We start from the raw sequence: 16188 nt of genomic DNA, 5'->3' as shown, positions 1-16188 counted from the left end.
TACGCTGCTGTGCCGCTGCTATGCCGCCCCCAGCGTCCCCGCGATGCCCGAGATGGCCTCCGGGCCCACCCGGCAGCAGCCGCCGATCAGGCGGGCGCCGGACTGCTGCCAGCCCTTCACCTGGTCGGCGGTGAAGGTGGCGCGGCCGGTCCAGGCGCGGGCGTCGGCGTCCCAGGTCTCGCCGCTGTTGGGGTAGACGACGACCGGCTTGCCGGTGACCCGGGCCGCGGTCGCGGCGGCGGTGTCCGCGTCCTCGGGTGCGCAGCAGTTCACGCCGACCGCGATCACCTCGTCCGCGTCGGCGGCCAGGGCGAAGGCCTCCTCCAGGGGCTGCCCGGCGCGCGTGCGGCCACCGGCGACGGAGTACGTCAGCCAGACTGGCATCCCGAGCCCGCGCACCGCCCGCAGCAGCGCGGTGGCCTCGTCGGCGTCGGGGACCGTCTCCAGGGCGAGGACGTCGGGGCGGGCGGCGGCCAGCACCTCCAGGCGGGGGCGGTGGAAGCGCTCCAGTTCGTCGACCGTGAGGCCGTAGCGCCCCCGGTACTCGGAGCCGTCCGCGAGCATCGCCCCGTAGGGGCCGGCCGAGGCCGCCACCCACAGCGGGCGCGAGACGCGTGCGAGCCGGGCCGCGTCCCGTGCCGACTCGACGCTGAGCGCCATGAGTTCGGCCGCCCGGTCGTGGTCGATCCCGCGCTTGGCGAAGCCCTCGAACGTGGCCTGGTAGCTGGCCGTGATCGCCACGTCCGCGCCCGCCCGGAAGTAGGCGAGGTGCGCCTCGGTGATCGCCTCCGGCTGCTGCGCGAGCAGCCGCGCCGACCACAGCTCGTCGCTCAGGTCGTGCCCGGCCGACTCGAGCTGGTTGGACATGCCGCCGTCGAGGACGACCGTCCCGGCGGCGAGAGCTTCGGCGAGGGTGAGGGTGCTGGTCATACGAACGACCGTAGTCCAGACCCGGCCGTGGGCCCCAGCCGATTGTGTCCAGTGCATGAACAGGTCGCCCAACATGTGGGACGACGGGTTACGATCACGGTTCTCCCCCCTCCGCTCGTCAGGAACGCCCATGACCGTCCCCAGCCCCGCCGAGGCCGCCGAACCCGTCGAGCCGGCCCCGGCACCCGCGCCCCGCCGCACCTTCGGCCTCGCCGCCGCCACGGCCCTGGTCATGGGCAACATCATCGGCGGTGGCATCTTCGCCCTGCCCGCCACCGTCGCCCCCTACGGCACGATCAGCCTGCTCGCCTTCGTCGTGCTCTCGGTCGGCGCGGTCGCCCTCGCCCTGCTCTTCGGCAGGCTGGCGCGGCGCAGCCCGGTCACCGGCGGGCTGTACGTCTACCCGCGGGACGCCTTCGGCGAGTTCGCCGGGTTCCTGTCGGCCTGGTCGTACTGGACGATGTGCTGGGTCAGCATCGCCGCCCTGGCCGTCGCGGTCGTCGGCTACGTCGACGTCCTGATACCCCTGCACGGCAACCACGCCCTCCAGGCCGCCGTCGCCATGGCCGCCCTCTGGCTGCCCGCCGCCGCCAACTTCGCGGGCACCCGCTGGGTCGGCACGGTGCAGGTCGTCTCCACGGTCTTGAAGTTCGTACCGCTGCTCCTGCTGGCCACCATCGGCCTGTTCTTCGTCGACGTGGACAACTTCGGCCCGTTCAACGCCTCCGGCCAGAGCGTCTCCGGCGCGCTGGCCGCCTCCGCCGCGCTGCTGCTGTACAGCTTCCTCGGGGTGGAGTCGGCCGCGGTCAGCGCGGGCGAGGTCCGCGACCCCGGGCGTACGGTCGCCCGGGCGAGCGTGCTCGGCACCCTTGCCTCGGCCCTGGTCTACATCCTCGGCACGGTCGCCGTCTTCGGCCTCGTCCCGCACGCCGAACTCGTCGACTCCGGCGCCCCGTTCGCCGACGCGGTGAACGCCCTCACCGGCAGCTCCTGGGGCGGCACCGCCATCGCCCTGGTCGCCGTCGTCTCGATCACCGGCTGCCTCAACGGCTGGATCCTCATGGCCGCGCAGATGCCGTACGCCGCCGCCCGCGACGGTCTCTTCCCCGCGCCCTTCGCCCGGGTCGGCAAGGGCGGCGTCCCCGGCTTCGGCGTCTGGGCCTGCGCGATCCTCGGCACGCTCCTCATCGCCCTCAACTACACGGCGGGCCCGGACACCACGTTCCGCGTCCTCGTCCTGATCACCACGTTCACCGGCTGCGTGCCCTACCTCCTGTCGGCGGCGGCCCAGCTCTACTGGCTGGCCCGCGGCACCCGCGCCCGCGTCCGCCCCGCGGGCCTGGCCCGCGACCTGACCGTCGCCGTCCTCTCCTTCGGCTTCTCGTTCTGGCTGATCGCGGGCGCCGGATACGCGGCCGTCTACCAGGGCGTGCTGTTCCTGTTCGCCGGGATTCCGGTGTACGTGTGGCTGCGGGGGCGGCGGGAGGCGTCCGCCTAGTACTCCCATAACAGGAACGAGCTGTCGTCGCCGGGGCGCCGGTAACCGTCCACGGAGCGACCGGTTTCCAGCGCGTCGGCTGTGTGGTGCAGCAGTGCGGGCAGGGAGGCCCACATGGGGTGGGAGGACAGGTGGGAGGCGCCCAGCTTGTCGTGCTCGTGGATGCGCTCCTGCGGCCGGGAGGCGTCCAGGTGCAACAGGAGGGCGTGGTCGGGGTGGAGGCCCGTGCCGAGCTGGTCCTCGGTGCGGGCGATGTCCGCCGGGGTGGCTGGGGGAGCCAGTTCCCGGGCACGCCCGCGTTCCTCAAGCCAGCGCTCCACGCGCTGCCACGACTCGCCGAGCGGAGCGGGCTCCATGTGTCCTCCTGGTGGTCTCGGAAGGACCTCACCGTAGGCTGACGGGATGCCTGAAGTCGCCGTGGCGGAAGCCGAGTTTCGCGAGATTTACGATTTCGCAGCCCCCGGAAGTACGACCCTCGTACCTCTCACGCACAACCCGTTGAACGGCGTCACCGCGGGCGTGTGGCGCGTCACGGGCGGCGGCCGGTCGGCCGTACTGAAGGTGCTGACGCGGACCAAGGAGACCAGCGTCACGTGGGCCGCCTCCAACGACCCCCGGCACTGGAACTTCTGGCGCCGGGAGGCGTACGTCTACCAGTCGGGGCTCGCCCAGGTCTGGCAGCGGCACGGCATCCGCGCGCCCCGGCTGCTGGCCTGCGTCGAACGCCCCGACGGTGACCTGGCGTTGTGGCTGGAGGACGTGCCGGGCGAACCGGCGACGGCCTGGCCGCTCGCCCGGCACGTCGAGCACGCACACCGGCTCGGGGCCGCGCAGGGCGCGGTGGGCACCGGGGAGGACCGGCCGTGGCTGTCGCAGCGCTTCCTGCGCGACTACACGGCCTCCAAGACGACGGGCCAGGACCTGATCGATGACGACGAGGCCTGGCAACACCCCTTGGTTCGGGAGCACTTCCCGGTCGGCCTGCGCGAGGACATGGTCCGCCTCCACCACGACCGCGAGTGGTTCCTCACGGTCATGGAGTCCCTGCCGCGAGCCCTCTGCCACCTCGACCAGTGGCCGGCCAACGTCCGCTCCGACGGCCGCGACAGTGTCGTGTTCGACTGGGCGTTCGCCGGGGACGGCGCGCTCGGCGAGGACCTCGGCAACTACCTCCCCGACTCCGTCTTCGACCTGTTCGTCCCCGCCGCCGACCTCCCCGGCCTGGCCAAGGCGGCGTACGACGCCTACCTGCACGGCCTGCGCGAGAGCGGCTGGCGCGGCGACGAACGCCTCGTACGGCTCGGCGTGTGCGCCTCCGCCGTGAAGTACGACTGGCTCACCGCACTGATGCTCGCCCGGGCGGACGACGAGCAGCCGGCCTACGGCGGCCAGGGCGCCGTCCCCGCCGGACTCCGCTACCGAGAACGCGGCCTGACCCTCGCCTTCCTCGCCGACTGGGCGGCCGAGGCCCGGCTGCTTGCTCCCCAGCTCGGCTTCCCCGAGGCGCCGAGCGGCCGATGACACCGGACGCTCGAAGCTCACTGCCGGGAGAAGGGAAGAGCATGGCCCGCGTCGTCGAGTTGTCGTACTACCCGGTCAAGGGATGCGCCGGGACATCGGCGACCGAGGCGCTGCTGACACCCGCCGGACTGGCGCACGACCGCAGCTTCATGGTCGTCAGCGAGGAGGGCGTGTACCGGACCCAGCGCCGGGATCCCCGGCTGGCCGTCATCCGGCCGGCCATCACCGCCGACGGCGAACACCTCACGCTCAGCGCGCCACGGACCGAAGCCCTGCACCTGCGCGTGGACACCTCCGGCACCCGGCAGAAGGTGGACCTGTTCGGGACCGCCTACCAGGGCATCGACCAGGGCGACACGGCAGCCGACTGGCTCTCGGAGGTGCTGCGCGCCCGGAGCCGGCTCGTGCGCGTACCGCCGGAACACGACCGGGTGACCGACGGTCTGACACCCGGCACCTCCGGCTACGCCGACAGCTGCGCCCTGCACGTCGTCTCACGCGCCACCCTCGACCTCCTCAACCGGAAACTGAGCGAACGCGGCACAGGCCCGCTGCCCATGAATCGCTTCCGCCCCAACATCGTGCTCGACGGCTGGGAGGAACTCGACGGCTCGGACGAACGCGACGGCTGGACCGAACCGCACGCCGAGGACCGCGCCCGCCGCATCCGCATCGGCGACACCGAACTGGGCTATGCCAAGCTCGCCATCCGCTGTGCCGTCACCCTGGTCGAGCAGGAATCCGGGGCCAAGGCGGGCCCGGAACCGCTGCGCACCCTCGCCGGCTACCGGCGGGCGTCCGAGGGCGGCGTCGCCTTCGGTGCCAAGTTCGCCGTGCTGCGGCCCGGCACCGTGTCCGTCGGCGACGACGCGGTCGTCACGTCGTGGGGCGAGTCCGAGCTGTGAGCCTCACTGCCGCGCGCGGCCCCCATGCCGGCCGCCGCGACGCCGGCCCCGGCCGCGTCGCGTCGCCATCGGTACGGCGAGGCTGACGACGAGCGCCAGTCCGAGTGCGTACGGCCACCAGCCGAAGCCGATGTCCTCCGACGCGCCGGCGCTCCGGGGCGCCACAGCACCGGACGCGGACGCCTCGGGCGCCGTGGGCGAGGCGCTCGGGGTGGTTTCGGCGGTCAGGGCGACGTCGTTCCCGTCTCCCGCCCGGTAGTCGATGCGGTAGGTGGTGTCGCCGAGCTTCACGCGGGCGCCTTGCCGCAGCCCCTTGAACGTTCCCGAGATCCTGCCGTCGCCCTTGTGGTCGAGGACGGTGATCTCACGAGCGGACCGGCCCCGCCCTCCGACGGCCGCGACGTCGAGGTCCCCGGCCAGCCGTACCGTCCCCGTCACTTTCAGCGGCTTGCCGCGCAGGACCAGGGTGCCCTTGGAGCTCTGCGTGTAGCCGCCGGTCACGGTGAGGCCGGTCGTCACGGCACCTTCGTTCGTCACCGCTCCCGCGACCGTGCCCTGGCCGGTGAGCGTGGTCGCCACGCGCAGGCCCGCCGGGCCGGCGTCCAGCCGTGCCCCGGCCGCCGTAAGCCGTATCGCCTTGCTGCGAGTGAGGGTGGCGCCTTTTCGCAGGGCCAGCGTGCCCTTGGAGACGGTGGTCGTCCCGGTGTACGTGACGGCGGGACCCGTCAGTGTCGTCGTGGCGGCTCCCGACTGGGTGAGCGAGCCGCTGCCGCCGATGCGGGAGAGGGTGAGAGGCCGGTTCGTGTTGCGCAGGACGAGTGAGCCGTCGTTGACGACCTTGTAGTGGGCGCCTGCCGTGTACAGCCCGCCGTCCCCGCCGCGCTTCCCGCTGCCCAGGCGCAGCACCGCCCCCTTCTCCACCGTCGTCGAGCCGTCGTAGTACTGGACGGCCGCGAAGGTCACGTCGTTGCCGGGGGTTCCGGCGATGACGATGTCGCCCGCGCCGGGGGACGAGAGGGTGTCGTGGAATATGCCGCCGCCGATGGGGGCGCCGAGCGTCACCGGGCCGTTGTAGTCGAAGGTGAGGCGGGAACGGGAGCGGGCGGCCAGGAGGTTGATGTAGACCGTCTCGGCGGTGCCCGGCATGAAGATCCTGTTCGTGGTGCCGTCGCCCCACTGGACGTTCGCGCCCTTGATGTTGGTGCCGCGCTTGTTGACGTTCTTGCGGGCGGGCGTCCAGTTGAGGGCCGGGTCGCTGAGCGACGGGTCTGTGTCGCCGCCCTGGTCCGACCAGCTGTACTGGCCGGTCAGGACGACCTTGCCGCCGGGCCGCGACTGGACGTTGATGTCGCTGCCGTACTCGCGCTGGTAGAAGTCCATGCCCATCGTGACCGTCCGGTCCAGGGGCGTGTCGGCGGTCCAGGTGCCCTGGTTGAGGACCTTGCGGACGTTCGGGAGCGAGGTCGCGTACTCCGGGCGTCCGGCGTTCAGCTGCGTGCCGTTGTCGATCACCCCGGAGAAGGGGTGCGTGCCCGACAGGTCCCAGGTGCCCCACAGGAACCTCGGCTGGGTGATGAGCCCGGAGCCGCTGATGGTGCCCAGGTTGTACGCGCTCCTCAGCGACAGCCGCAGGGTGCCGTCGACCCGGATGTTGTCCTGGTTGAGGCGGAACGCCGGGGTGTTGTAGGGGAAGTGGCCGATCAGCCCGGTCGTACCGCCGTTGCCGTACTGCAGGGTCGCGCCGCGCTCGACCGTGATCGCGGGCGGGTCCGGGCTGGTAACGGTGACGTAGGGGTGGTTGCCGCCCCGCGTGCTCACTTTCTGCCGCTGCCGGGCCTTCGGCAGCGTGAAGTCGCTGTCCTTGGTCAGCACCAGCGTCCCGCCGCCGCGCACGGTGAGCGTGCCCTCGCCACGGAACACGCCGTCATACGTCGTCGTCCCGGGCGGCACGGTGACGACCGTGTCGCCGGTGAGCGTCACGTCCCGGTCGGCCAGCACGTCGGCGGTGACGTCCCGGGGACCGGCGGCCGCCGCCGGGGGAGCGGCGAGCAGGGAGGCGACCGCCGCGAGGACACCGGCGGCCGCTGCTGTGAGGTGAGTGAGACTGCGCACGGGAGGGGAGACGCGGGTGGCGGGCGGCCGATAACAGAAAATCGGCGGTTGCCGTTCCGGCGATGCGACGGTTACTGCCTCGTGCTGGACGGGACGGGACGGGGTGGCGTTGGCCGGGTCCGCCCGTCCTTGTCAGAGTTGGGTGTTGAGCCATTCCTGGAAGGTGGGGCCGGCGAGCTTGGCGTGTGGGCTGGGCAGGAACCCGCCGGCCGCCGCGGTCTCGGCATCGGGCATGCCGGAGCCGTCGACCTCGACGACCTTGATGCCTCGGCGGGCGCCGAGGAGCTTGGCCGCCTCGGACATGGTCTCCCTGCGGGGCCCGGCGATCTCGGGGATCGGTGTTCCGGGACCCGGCTGGGCGGGCGCGTCGGGGTCGGTGGCCAGATCGACCAGCGTTTCGGCCACGGTGCGGCAGGCCACGAGCTGGGTGGGCAGGGCCGGGACGTAGGCGACGTCGCCCTGCTGCCAGTCCAGGAGCTGACCGACGAATTCATGGAACTGCGCAGCCCGCAGAATGCGAGCGGGCAGCGGGCCGGACAGGTGGGCCTCCTCATGCACCTGCTGGGCGGCGACGAAACCGGCGGTGGCCTTGTCGGTGCCGATGATGGAGACGGCGACGACCAGGCCGACTCCTGCATGCCGGCCGGCCTCGTGCAGGTTGCGGGTGGCGGTGCGGAAGAACTCCGTGGCGGCCTCCTGGTCGGAGGCGTGCCATGACGCGACGTCGATGATGACGTCGACTCCGGTGAGCGCCTCGGCCAGGCCCTTACCGGTGATGATGTCCACGCCGGTGGCGCGGGACATCGGCACGACCTGGTGCCCCTGTTCCGCCAGGACGTCCACGACGTGGCGTCCCAGCCGCCCGGTTGCTCCTGCCACTGCGAACTTACTGGTGCTCATGTTCCATGCCCTTCTCGCCGGGTCGGACCTGACGTACACGAGACGCCGGCGCCCCGGCGCCTGTAACAGTCGCAGTCGTGTGACGCAGGCCACCGATCGGGGGCGTTACAGAACGCCGGGGACCGGCGTCTAGTGCGTGGAGCAGAACCGGGAACGAACAGGCGGGAGCCGGGTGTGAGCGAGCGCAGCGAACGAACCACGGGCACAGCCGAGCCGCTTGATCGTGCCGACCGGACGGAGTCGGTGGACTCCGCCACCGAGGTGTTCGTCGCCCACCGCAATCTGCTGTTCACCGTTGCCTACGAGATGCTCGGCTCGGCCGCCGACGCCGAAGACGTCCTGCAGGAGACCTGGCTGCGATGGGCGGGCGTCGATCCGGCAACCGTGCGGGAGAATCGTGCCTACCTGGTGCGGATCGTCACCCGGCAGGCACTGGACCGGATGCGTGCGCTCGGCCGGCGCAAGGAGTCCTACGTCGGGCCGTGGCTGCCCGAGCCGTTGCTGACCGCGCCGGACGTGGCCGAGGACGTCGAACTGGCCGACAGCATCTCGATGGCGATGCTGCTGGTGCTGGAGACGCTCGCGCCGGTCGAACGGGCGGTGTTCGTGCTGCGCGAGGTGTTCGATCTCGAGTACGACGAGATCGCCCAAGCCGTCGGCAAGAGCCCGGCCGCGGTCCGCCAGCTGACCTATCGGGCACGGGCACACGTCGCCGCGCGCCGACCACGCGGCACCGTCTCCCCGGCCCAGACCCGAGCCGCGCTCCACGCCTTCCAGCGAGCGGTCGAAACCGGCGAGTTGCAGGGCCTGCTCGACATCCTCGCGCCGGACGTCGTCGCCCTGAGCGACGGCGGCGGAATCAAGCATGCCCTGCTGCGGCCCATCGTGGGCGCGGACACGGTGGCCCGCCTGCTGGCGGGTGGCTGGTGGAAGCGCGACGCCGAACGGTCGGTCGAGCCGGTTCAGATCAATGGTGCCCCGGGGCTGCTCGTCCGGGTCGACGGGGAGGTCGACGGCGTGGTGGCTGTGCGGGTCGAGAACGGCTACGTCACCGGGGCCTACCATGTCCGCAACCCCGAGAAGCTGTCACGTGTGGCGCAGGAGACCGCTGTAAGCCGCTGAGCTTGATCGTCACTCAGTGCCGGGCGAACTGCACACGGGTCGGCTGTACGGCGTCCGGGCGGATCGCGATGCCGTCGACGGTGAGTTGTTCGCCGTAGATGTCGGTGAGCCTGAGGGGGCCGCCGCAGCCGGTGCCGTCGGGGGAGAGGAAGTAGTTGTACTCGGTACGGGTCAGCCGGGTCCATCCGCTGCCGGTCCTGACCTCCAGCCGGGCCAGCGGGTTGCGGTGGCCGAGCGCCTGGATGCCGCACCAGTGGCGGCTGGAGCCGGTCTTGTAGCGGATCGAGACGGTGTCGGACGTGCTGGGGCTCAGCAGGCTCCAGGTGATCGGGATCCGGCCGGCGGACAGGCCCGCGAGCTTGGCGAAGGCCTCTTTGCTGAGGTCGAGTTGCCCGGGGGCGCAGGGCAGCGGGCATTCGTTGGTGATCCGGACCGTGACGGAGGCGCCGTTCGCCGCGCGGACGAGGATGTGCGCGCCGCACGCCTTGGACGTCTCGTAGTCGGTGTGGTTCATCGCGGCGACCATGAGGTCGGGGCTCGGGCCGTACAGGCAGGCGCCGTCGCCGTCCGCGGCGTCGTAGTGGGTGGCGACTCCCTTGTAGGTGACCTGGGGCCGGATACGTCCCGCCAGCGGTGCCGTGCCGGACACCGGTCGCGGTGAGGACCGCGGGGCGCTGGTGGGCGAGGGCCGCTCCGACGGGGTGGTCGCGGTCGGCGTCGGGGATGCCTTGGACGGTTTCGGTTTCGGTTTCGGTTTCGGTTTCGGCTTCGGGCTCGGTTTGGCCTTCTGTTCCGGTGTCGCGGCCGGGGCACTCGACTGGTTGCCGGCGGCGGGCTCGGCAGCGGCTCGCACGGCGTTCGGCTCGCTGTCGAGGCGGAGCGCCATCACCAGGGACAGCAGAACTCCCACCGCTGCCACGGCGACGGCGAGGACGAGGGCCGTGCGTCGCTTGCGGAGAGGACGGCGGCGGGAATGGGATGCCACGGATGAAGTCCTTACGTGGTTCAGGAGAATGCGCGCTTTCGCCTCACCAGTGGTCGCCGGGGCGGGAAAGGTTGCCGCGCGTGCGGCGGGGTCCTTCCAGGACCCGGCCGCCTTCGTCCCGTCAGACCCGTTGACCTCCACGTGACGCACCCTTACCTTTTCGGCGTTCGTAATGACAGATGGCGTTCGAAATGCCAGACGGACGCATCAGACGACGCCGTGTGTCCCCCCAGTGAGAGGCAGGCCCCACCGCATGAGCCGCGACCGCGACCACGCTCTGCCCGAACCCCCCAGCCGCAGACTGCTGCTGAAGGGCGCCGCAGCCGCCGGTGCCCTGGCCGCCGTCCCCGCCGTACCGGGCATGGCCCAGGCCGCCACCCCGGCCAGACCCCCGAAACCGGCCCCCTTCGTGAACCCGCTCGTCCGCAACCGGGCCGACCCGCACATCAACCGGCACAAGGACGGCTTCTACTACTTCACCGCCACCGCCCCCGAGTACGACCGCATCATCCTGCGCCGCTCCCGGACCCTGAACGGCCTGGGCACGGCGGACGAGTCCGTGATCTGGCGCGCCCACCCCACGGGGAACATGGGCGCGCACATCTGGGCGCCCGAACTGCACCGCATCGGCGGCAAGTGGTACATCTACTTCGCCTCGGCGCCCGCAGAGGACGTGTGGGCGATCCGCATATGGGTGCTGGAGAACTCCAACCCCAACCCCTTCAAGGGCACCTGGGTGGAGAGGGGGCAGGTGAAGACGGCCTGGGAGACGTTCTCCCTCGACGCCACCACCTTCACCCACCGGGGCAAGCGCTACCTCGCCTGGGCGCAGCACGAGCCCGGAATGGACAACAACACCGGCATCTTCCTGTCCGAGATGGCGAACCCGTGGACCCTGAAGGGCCCGCAGGTCCGGCTCTCCACCCCCGAGTACGACTGGGAGCGCATCGGCTTCAAGGTCAACGAGGGCCCGTACGTCATCAAGCGCAACGGCCGCCTCTTCATGACGTACTCGGCCAGCGCCACCGACTTCAACTACTGCATGGGCCTGCTGACCGCGGACGCCGACAGCCACCTCCTGGACCCCATGAGCTGGACCAAGTCGCCGACGCCGGTCTTCACCAGCAACGACACCACCAAGCAGTACGGCCCCGGCCACAACTGCTTCACCGTCGCCGAGGACGGCCGCACCGATGTCCTCGTCTACCACGCCCGCCAGTACAAGGAGATCAACGGCGACCCGCTGAACGACCCCAACCGCCACACCCGCATCCAGAAGCTCGGCTGGAAGCCGGACGGCACCCCGGACTTCGGCATCCCGGTCGCCGACACCGTCAAGGCGGGGGACTGAGATGAGGCGCGCGTACGCGGTCCTCCTCGCCCTGTGCCTGGCACTGGCCGGCGCCCTCGCCACCGCCGGGACCGCACAGGCCGCGCCCCAGACCATCACCAACGGCACCCAGTTCAAGGACACCTCGGGCAACCCCGTCCACGCGCACGGCGGCGGGGTCATCAAGGTCGGCTCCTACTACTACTGGTTCGGCGAGCACCGCAACGCCGACAACACCTTCCGGTACGTCGACGCCTACCGCTCGACCGACCTGAAGAACTGGGAGTTCCGCAACCACGTCCTGACCGAGGCCAGCGACCCGGAGCTTGCGACGGCCAACATCGAGCGGCCGAAGGTCATGTACAACGCGTCCACCGGCAAGTTCGTGATGTGGATGCACAAGGAGAACGGCACCGACTACAGCGAGGCCCGCGCCGCCGTCGCCGTCTCCGACACCGTCGACGGCAACTACACCTGGAAGGGCAGCTTCCGCCCGCTCGGCCAGCACATGTCCCGCGACATCACGGTGTTCGTCGACACCGACGGCGCCGGGTACATGATCTCCGCCGCCCGCGAGAACTACGACCTGCAGATCTACCGCCTCACCGCCGACTACACCGGCATCGCGAGCCTGGTCGCCAACCCCTGGCCGGGCGGCCACCGCGAGGCTCCGGCGCTGTTCAAGCGCAACGGCGTGTACTTCATGCTGACCTCGGGCGCCACGGGCTGGAACCCCAACCAGCAGCAGTACGCCACGGCCACGAACATCGCCGGACCCTGGTCGGCCATGAAGAACATCGGCGACTCGACGACGTACGGTTCACAGACCGCCTACGTCCTTCCGGTGCAGGGCGGTTCGGGCACCTCGTACCTCTACATGGGTGACCGCTGGGGCAACTCCTTCGGCGGGACCGTCAACGACTCGCGGTACGTCTGGCTGCCGCTGACCTTCTCCAACTCGACCACGATGTCCATGTCCTGGTCGCCGGAGGTCACCATCGACACGGCCGCCGGGACCGTCTCCGGCGCGAGCGCCACGTACCACACCCTCGTCGCCCGCCACTCGTCCAAGTGCGCGGACGTGACCAGCCAGTCGCTGTGGGCGGGCGCCCAGCTCAAGCAGTACGACTGCAACGGCGGCACCAACCAGAAGTACTGGTTCAAGTCCGTCGGCAGCGGCTCCTACCAGCTGATGGTCAGGAACAGCTCCCTGTGCGTGCAGGAGAACACGAGCACGCTCACGCAGGAGAACTGCAACGCCTCCGCGGCGAGCCAGCAGTGGTCGCTGACCACCACCGGCTCGTACGTGAACGTCAAGTCGCGTGCGACCGGCGAGTGCCTCGACGTGAACGGCGCGTCCACCGCCAACGGCGCCGCGCTCATCACGTACACGTGCAACGGCGGAACCAACCAGCAGTGGACGCGCGGGACATGACGACCCCGGCTGTCCCTGGGCCGGCAAATCGATCGCGTCGATCGCCGGCCCCGCACTGAGGAAGCCGGTCGCCCCCGACCCGCTCACCACGTCGATCCTGAGCACGTTGCACTGACTCGGGTCCGTCTTCCAGGCGGACGCGGGACGCTGTACGTGAGCGTGTGGTTGTTGCCACGGTACGAACCGTTGGTCAGCGACCGGGTGTTCGGCTGGGTGGGCGGGGAGGGGATGGCGGACGTCCAGGCATCCGCAGGGTGCGCGCGGCCGCCGCCTGGGCCGCCGTCAGCCGGAAGCACACCAGGATCCCGCTGTCTTGGGTGTGAGCGACAGCGACAGTTGAATCGATTTGGCGAAAGGGCTTTCACGCGCTTGGTGGTGCATCTTCGGGAAATCGAGCCGAAGTCTAGAAAGCGCTTGCCGCAAGCGATACGTTCAGCCGCCAGGGCTTGTCGCCGTGACGGAGGAGCTGCGAGTGAGACGTTTCAACATGGCCGTGCTGGCGGCCGTGACGCTGAGCACCGCCCTGTCCGCCGTACCCGCCCATGCGGGCGAGGCAGGCGGAAGTCCGGGCCTCGCCCACTGCACCGCCGGCGCCTGCCACTTCGACGTCCCGCCCGGCACGTACGACGTGCGGGTCGTCCTCGGCGGGAAGACCGCGTCCGCCACGAGCATCAGCGGCGAGACCCGCCGGTCCCTGCTGCCGGAGACGGCCGCGCCGGCGGGCGAGCGCGTCACCCGCAGCTTCACCGTGAACGTCCGCACCCCCGAGGGCGAACCCACCGGCCCCGACGGAACCCCCGGCCTCGACCTGCGGATCGGCGGTTCCGCCCCCGCCCTGGCCGGCATCAAGGTCACCCCCGCCCGGCACACCCGCCAGATCTTCCTGGTCGGCGACTCCACCGTCTGCGACCAGCCCGGCGACCCGTACTCCGGCTGGGGCCAGCAGTTGCCCCAGTACCTCCGCGAGGGCGTGTCCGTCGCCAACTACGCCGATTCCGGCGAGAGTACGGTCACGTTTCTGGGGAACCCGCGGTTGTGGGCCACCGTACGGCCCCTGATCCGCCCCGGCGACCTGGTCCTCGTCCAGCTCGCCCACAACGACAAGACCACGGACGAGGCCACCTACCGGGCCAACCTGGAGACCCTGGTGGCGGGAGTCCGGGAGCGGGGCGGACAGCCGGTCCTTGTCACTCCCATCGTGCGGCGCTGGTTCAACCCCGACGGCACGCTGAACAACTCAACCGCGCTCCTGGTCAACGGCCTGGGCGTCGACCACCCGGCGGTCACACGCTCCGTCGCGGCGGCGCAGGACGTCCCGCTGATCGACCTCACCGCGAAGACGAAGGCGCTCGTCGAGTCCCTGGGCGTGGAGGGTTCCAAGGCCCTGTACCTCACCAACGAGGCGCGGGACAACACGCACACCTCCGTGCGCGGTGCCATGGCTTACGCGGGCCTGGTCCGCGACGAACTCGTCACCCGGCATCTGGTGCCGAAGGGCAAGGTGCGGGTGGGATGAACCCCTGGGGCGCCCCGACCGGAACCGGGGCGCTCCAGGTCCACCGTTTCCGACCTGTCCCAGCACGAAAGAGACGCGATGCAGCTGCCTCCCGCCGACCGCACCACCTCCGCGTACACCGGCTACACCCGCGCCCACTGGGAGGCGGCGGCCGACACCCTGCTCACCGCCGTCGAGCCGTACGCGACCGAGGACCACGCGCTGTATCACCTGCCCGGCGACCGGACCAGCTGGTCGGGCCGCCTCTCCGACGGCTTGGAGGGCTACGCCCGCACATTGCTGCTGGCCGCCTTCCGCCGCGACGAGAAGGCCCTGGAGCGCTACGCCGACGGCCTGGCCGCCGGAGTCTCGGGCGTCTGGCCCCGCATCGAGGACCGCAGCCAGCCCCTGGTGGAGGCGGCGTCGATCGCACTCGCCCTGCGGCTGACGCGGGACCTCTTGTGGGACCGGCTGGACGACGGCGTACGGCAACGGGCGGCGGCCTGGCTCGGCGACGCGCTCACCGCCGAGGCCTGGCCCTGCAACTGGGAGCTGTTCCCGGTCACGGTGGGCGGCTTCCTGGCCGAGATCGGCCACGAGCCGGACGCGTCCCGCGCGGCGATCGACCGCGGCCTGGAGCGCATCGAGCAGTGGTACGTGGGCGATGGCTGGTACACCGACGGCGATGGCCGCAAATTCGACTACTACAACGGCTGGGCCATGCACCTCTACCCGGTGCTGCACGCCTGGCTGGAGCGCGACGAGCGCCTCCTGGACCTGTACGGGGCGCGTCTCGAACGCCACCTCTCCGACTACGCCCGCCTGTTCGGCGGCGACGGTGCCCCCATGCACCAGGGCCGTTCCCTCACCTACCGCTTCGCGACGACGGCACCGCTGTGGCTGGGCGCCCTGACCGGCCGTACGCCTTTGCCGCCGGGGCAGACCCGGCGCCTGGCCTCGGGAGCACTGCGCTACTTCCTGGACCGGGGCGCGGTCGACGACCGGGGCCTGCTGTCCCTGGGCTGGCACGGCCCCGACGAGTCGGTCCTCCAGGGCTACTCGGGCCCGGCCTCCCCGTACTGGGCGAGCAAGGGCTTCCTCGGCCTGCTCCTGCCGCCCGACCACGAGGTGTGGACGGCGACGGAGGAACCCGCCCCGGCCGAGCGCGCGGACTCCGTCACCCCCCTCGGCCCTCCCAACTGGCTGCTCCAGTCCACCCGTTCCGACGGCGTGGTACGCCTCCACAACCACGGCAGCGAGGACGTCCGCTACGACCCGTACTACACGCGCCTGGCCTACTCGACCGTGACGGCCCCGTCCCCCTCCTACGACAACAGCGTGCTCCTCGGCGACGACCCGAGCCGCACCGGCATCGAACCGCTGGGCGTCGGCGAGGGCTGGGCGGCCTCGCGGCACACGGCGGGCGGCGGAGCCCGGGTGACGAGCGTGGTGCTGGCGCACGGGGCGGCGGAGGTGCGGGCGCATCTGGTGTCCGGGGCGGAACCGGGAACGCCGGTGCGGGTGACCGGCTGGCCGGCGGCAGAGGGCCTGCGGGCCGAACTCCTGCCCGCGGCCGGCCTCGACGAAGCCCTCACCGGCGCCACCGGCGAGGGCGCCACGCTGTTCGTCGCCCTGGCACGGCTGACGGGGGAGCCGGACCCGGTCCCGCTGGCGGAGCTGGTCTCCGTGCGCGTGGACGGGACAGGGTCGGTCGAGGTCCGCTGGAGCGACGGGGACGGGGCGCGGGTGCTGCTGGACGGTTCGGGGGTGGAGGTGGCGCCGCTCTCGGCCTGAGAGGGGTGGGGCGCCGAGGCGGCCTCCGGTCGGCTGCAGTTCGGTCCGCGCCGAAGCGATTCGCGCCTAGGTGTATTGATCACGAGCGTTGTTAACACTGGCCGGGCTTGATCATGGCGAAGGCCCCCGTGTGTGGTGGAGGTGTCGAATCTTCACCGCAC

General features: G+C 71.3%; 13 protein-coding genes and 1 pseudogene. 8 read left to right on the top strand and 6 right to left on the bottom strand.

Translation table 11 applies throughout. From position 1 onward, the window contains the following. Positions 1 to 18: 18 nt before the first annotated feature. Entirely contained in the window at positions 19 to 930 is a 912-nt protein-coding gene (gene mmuM / locus ACIBNA_RS33515; protein ID WP_399168946.1) for a homocysteine S-methyltransferase, read from the bottom strand. A 130-nt stretch (positions 931 to 1060) separates the two neighbouring features. Here mmuM and ACIBNA_RS33510 point away from each other — a divergent pair, with 130 nt between their 5' ends. After that, positions 1061 to 2428 carry an amino acid permease gene (locus ACIBNA_RS33510; RefSeq protein WP_399168945.1) on the top strand — a complete coding sequence of 456 codons (1368 nt, stop codon included), beginning with the start codon at positions 1061 to 1063 and terminating at the stop codon, positions 2426 to 2428. Here the strand turns inward: ACIBNA_RS33510 and ACIBNA_RS33505 are convergent. Next, positions 2425 to 2784, bottom strand: a complete 360-nt coding sequence (locus ACIBNA_RS33505) for a hypothetical protein (RefSeq protein WP_399168944.1) — start codon at positions 2782 to 2784, stop codon at positions 2425 to 2427. The two genes, ACIBNA_RS33510 and ACIBNA_RS33505, sit on opposite strands and share 4 nt — an antisense overlap. Positions 2785 to 2926: 142 nt before the next feature. Between ACIBNA_RS33505 and ACIBNA_RS33500 the strand changes: the two genes are divergently transcribed. Beyond that, positions 2927 to 3949, top strand: a complete 1023-nt coding sequence (locus ACIBNA_RS33500) for an aminoglycoside phosphotransferase (RefSeq protein ID WP_399168943.1) — start codon at positions 2927 to 2929, stop codon at positions 3947 to 3949. A gap of 41 nt (positions 3950 to 3990) precedes the next feature. Next, positions 3991 to 4854 carry an MOSC domain-containing protein gene (locus tag ACIBNA_RS33495; protein ID WP_399168942.1) on the top strand — a complete coding sequence of 288 codons (864 nt, stop codon included), beginning with the start codon at positions 3991 to 3993 and terminating at the stop codon, positions 4852 to 4854. Positions 4855 to 4857: 3 nt separating this feature from the next. Here ACIBNA_RS33495 and ACIBNA_RS33490 read toward each other — a convergent pair whose 3' ends face one another. Both ACIBNA_RS33490 and ACIBNA_RS33485 read right to left on the bottom strand, forming a co-directional pair. Beyond that, the gene (locus ACIBNA_RS33490; protein WP_399168941.1) at positions 4858 to 6966 is read right to left on the bottom strand and encodes an autotransporter-associated beta strand repeat-containing protein; all 2109 of its coding nucleotides are present in this window, start codon (positions 6964 to 6966) and stop codon (positions 4858 to 4860) included. A 132-nt stretch (positions 6967 to 7098) separates the two neighbouring features. Then, entirely contained in the window at positions 7099 to 7866 is a 768-nt protein-coding gene (locus ACIBNA_RS33485) for an SDR family oxidoreductase (protein ID WP_399168940.1), read from the bottom strand. 174 nt (positions 7867 to 8040) lie between these two features. Here ACIBNA_RS33485 and ACIBNA_RS33480 point away from each other — a divergent pair, with 174 nt between their 5' ends. Continuing rightward, positions 8041 to 8988 (top strand): RNA polymerase sigma-70 factor, encoded by a 948-nt coding sequence (locus ACIBNA_RS33480; RefSeq protein ID WP_399168939.1) that lies wholly within the window; start codon positions 8041 to 8043, stop codon positions 8986 to 8988. A 13-nt stretch (positions 8989 to 9001) separates the two neighbouring features. On the opposite strand, the gene ACIBNA_RS33475 is transcribed toward ACIBNA_RS33480, so the two are convergent. Then, the gene (locus tag ACIBNA_RS33475; RefSeq protein WP_399168938.1) at positions 9002 to 9973 is read right to left on the bottom strand and encodes an expansin EXLX1 family cellulose-binding protein; all 972 of its coding nucleotides are present in this window, start codon (positions 9971 to 9973) and stop codon (positions 9002 to 9004) included. Between the two features lie 253 nt (positions 9974 to 10226). Between ACIBNA_RS33475 and ACIBNA_RS33470 the strand changes: the two genes are divergently transcribed. Together ACIBNA_RS33470 and ACIBNA_RS33465 are read left to right on the top strand one after the other, a co-directional pair. Then, positions 10227 to 11324, top strand: coding sequence for a family 43 glycosylhydrolase (locus ACIBNA_RS33470; RefSeq protein WP_399168937.1), 1098 nt, complete (start codon positions 10227 to 10229; stop codon positions 11322 to 11324). Between the two features lies 1 nt (position 11325). Continuing rightward, positions 11326 to 12738 carry an RICIN domain-containing protein gene (locus ACIBNA_RS33465; RefSeq protein ID WP_399168936.1) on the top strand — a complete coding sequence of 471 codons (1413 nt, stop codon included), beginning with the start codon at positions 11326 to 11328 and terminating at the stop codon, positions 12736 to 12738. Positions 12739 to 12756: 18 nt separating this feature from the next. Here the strand turns inward: ACIBNA_RS33465 and ACIBNA_RS33460 are convergent. Continuing rightward, positions 12757 to 13051 (bottom strand): annotated as a pseudogene (locus tag ACIBNA_RS33460) (polysaccharide lyase family protein); the annotation flags it as partial. Between the two features lie 159 nt (positions 13052 to 13210). Here ACIBNA_RS33460 and ACIBNA_RS33455 point away from each other — a divergent pair. Next, positions 13211 to 14254: a rhamnogalacturonan acetylesterase gene (locus ACIBNA_RS33455; protein WP_399168935.1), complete on the top strand. Its 1044-nt coding sequence runs from the start codon at positions 13211 to 13213 to the stop codon at positions 14252 to 14254. A gap of 78 nt (positions 14255 to 14332) precedes the next feature. Further along, positions 14333 to 16027 (top strand): DUF2264 domain-containing protein, encoded by a 1695-nt coding sequence (locus tag ACIBNA_RS33450; RefSeq protein ID WP_399168934.1) that lies wholly within the window; start codon positions 14333 to 14335, stop codon positions 16025 to 16027. Positions 16028 to 16188 lie beyond the last annotated feature (161 nt).

Source organism: Streptomyces sp. NPDC050164, from assembly GCF_044459945.1.
Classification (GTDB): Bacteria; Actinomycetota; Actinomycetes; order Streptomycetales; family Streptomycetaceae; genus Streptomyces; species Streptomyces coeruleorubidus_A.
Note: the sequence above shows the minus strand (reverse complement) of the source record. Positions and strands in the feature narration are given on the sequence as shown.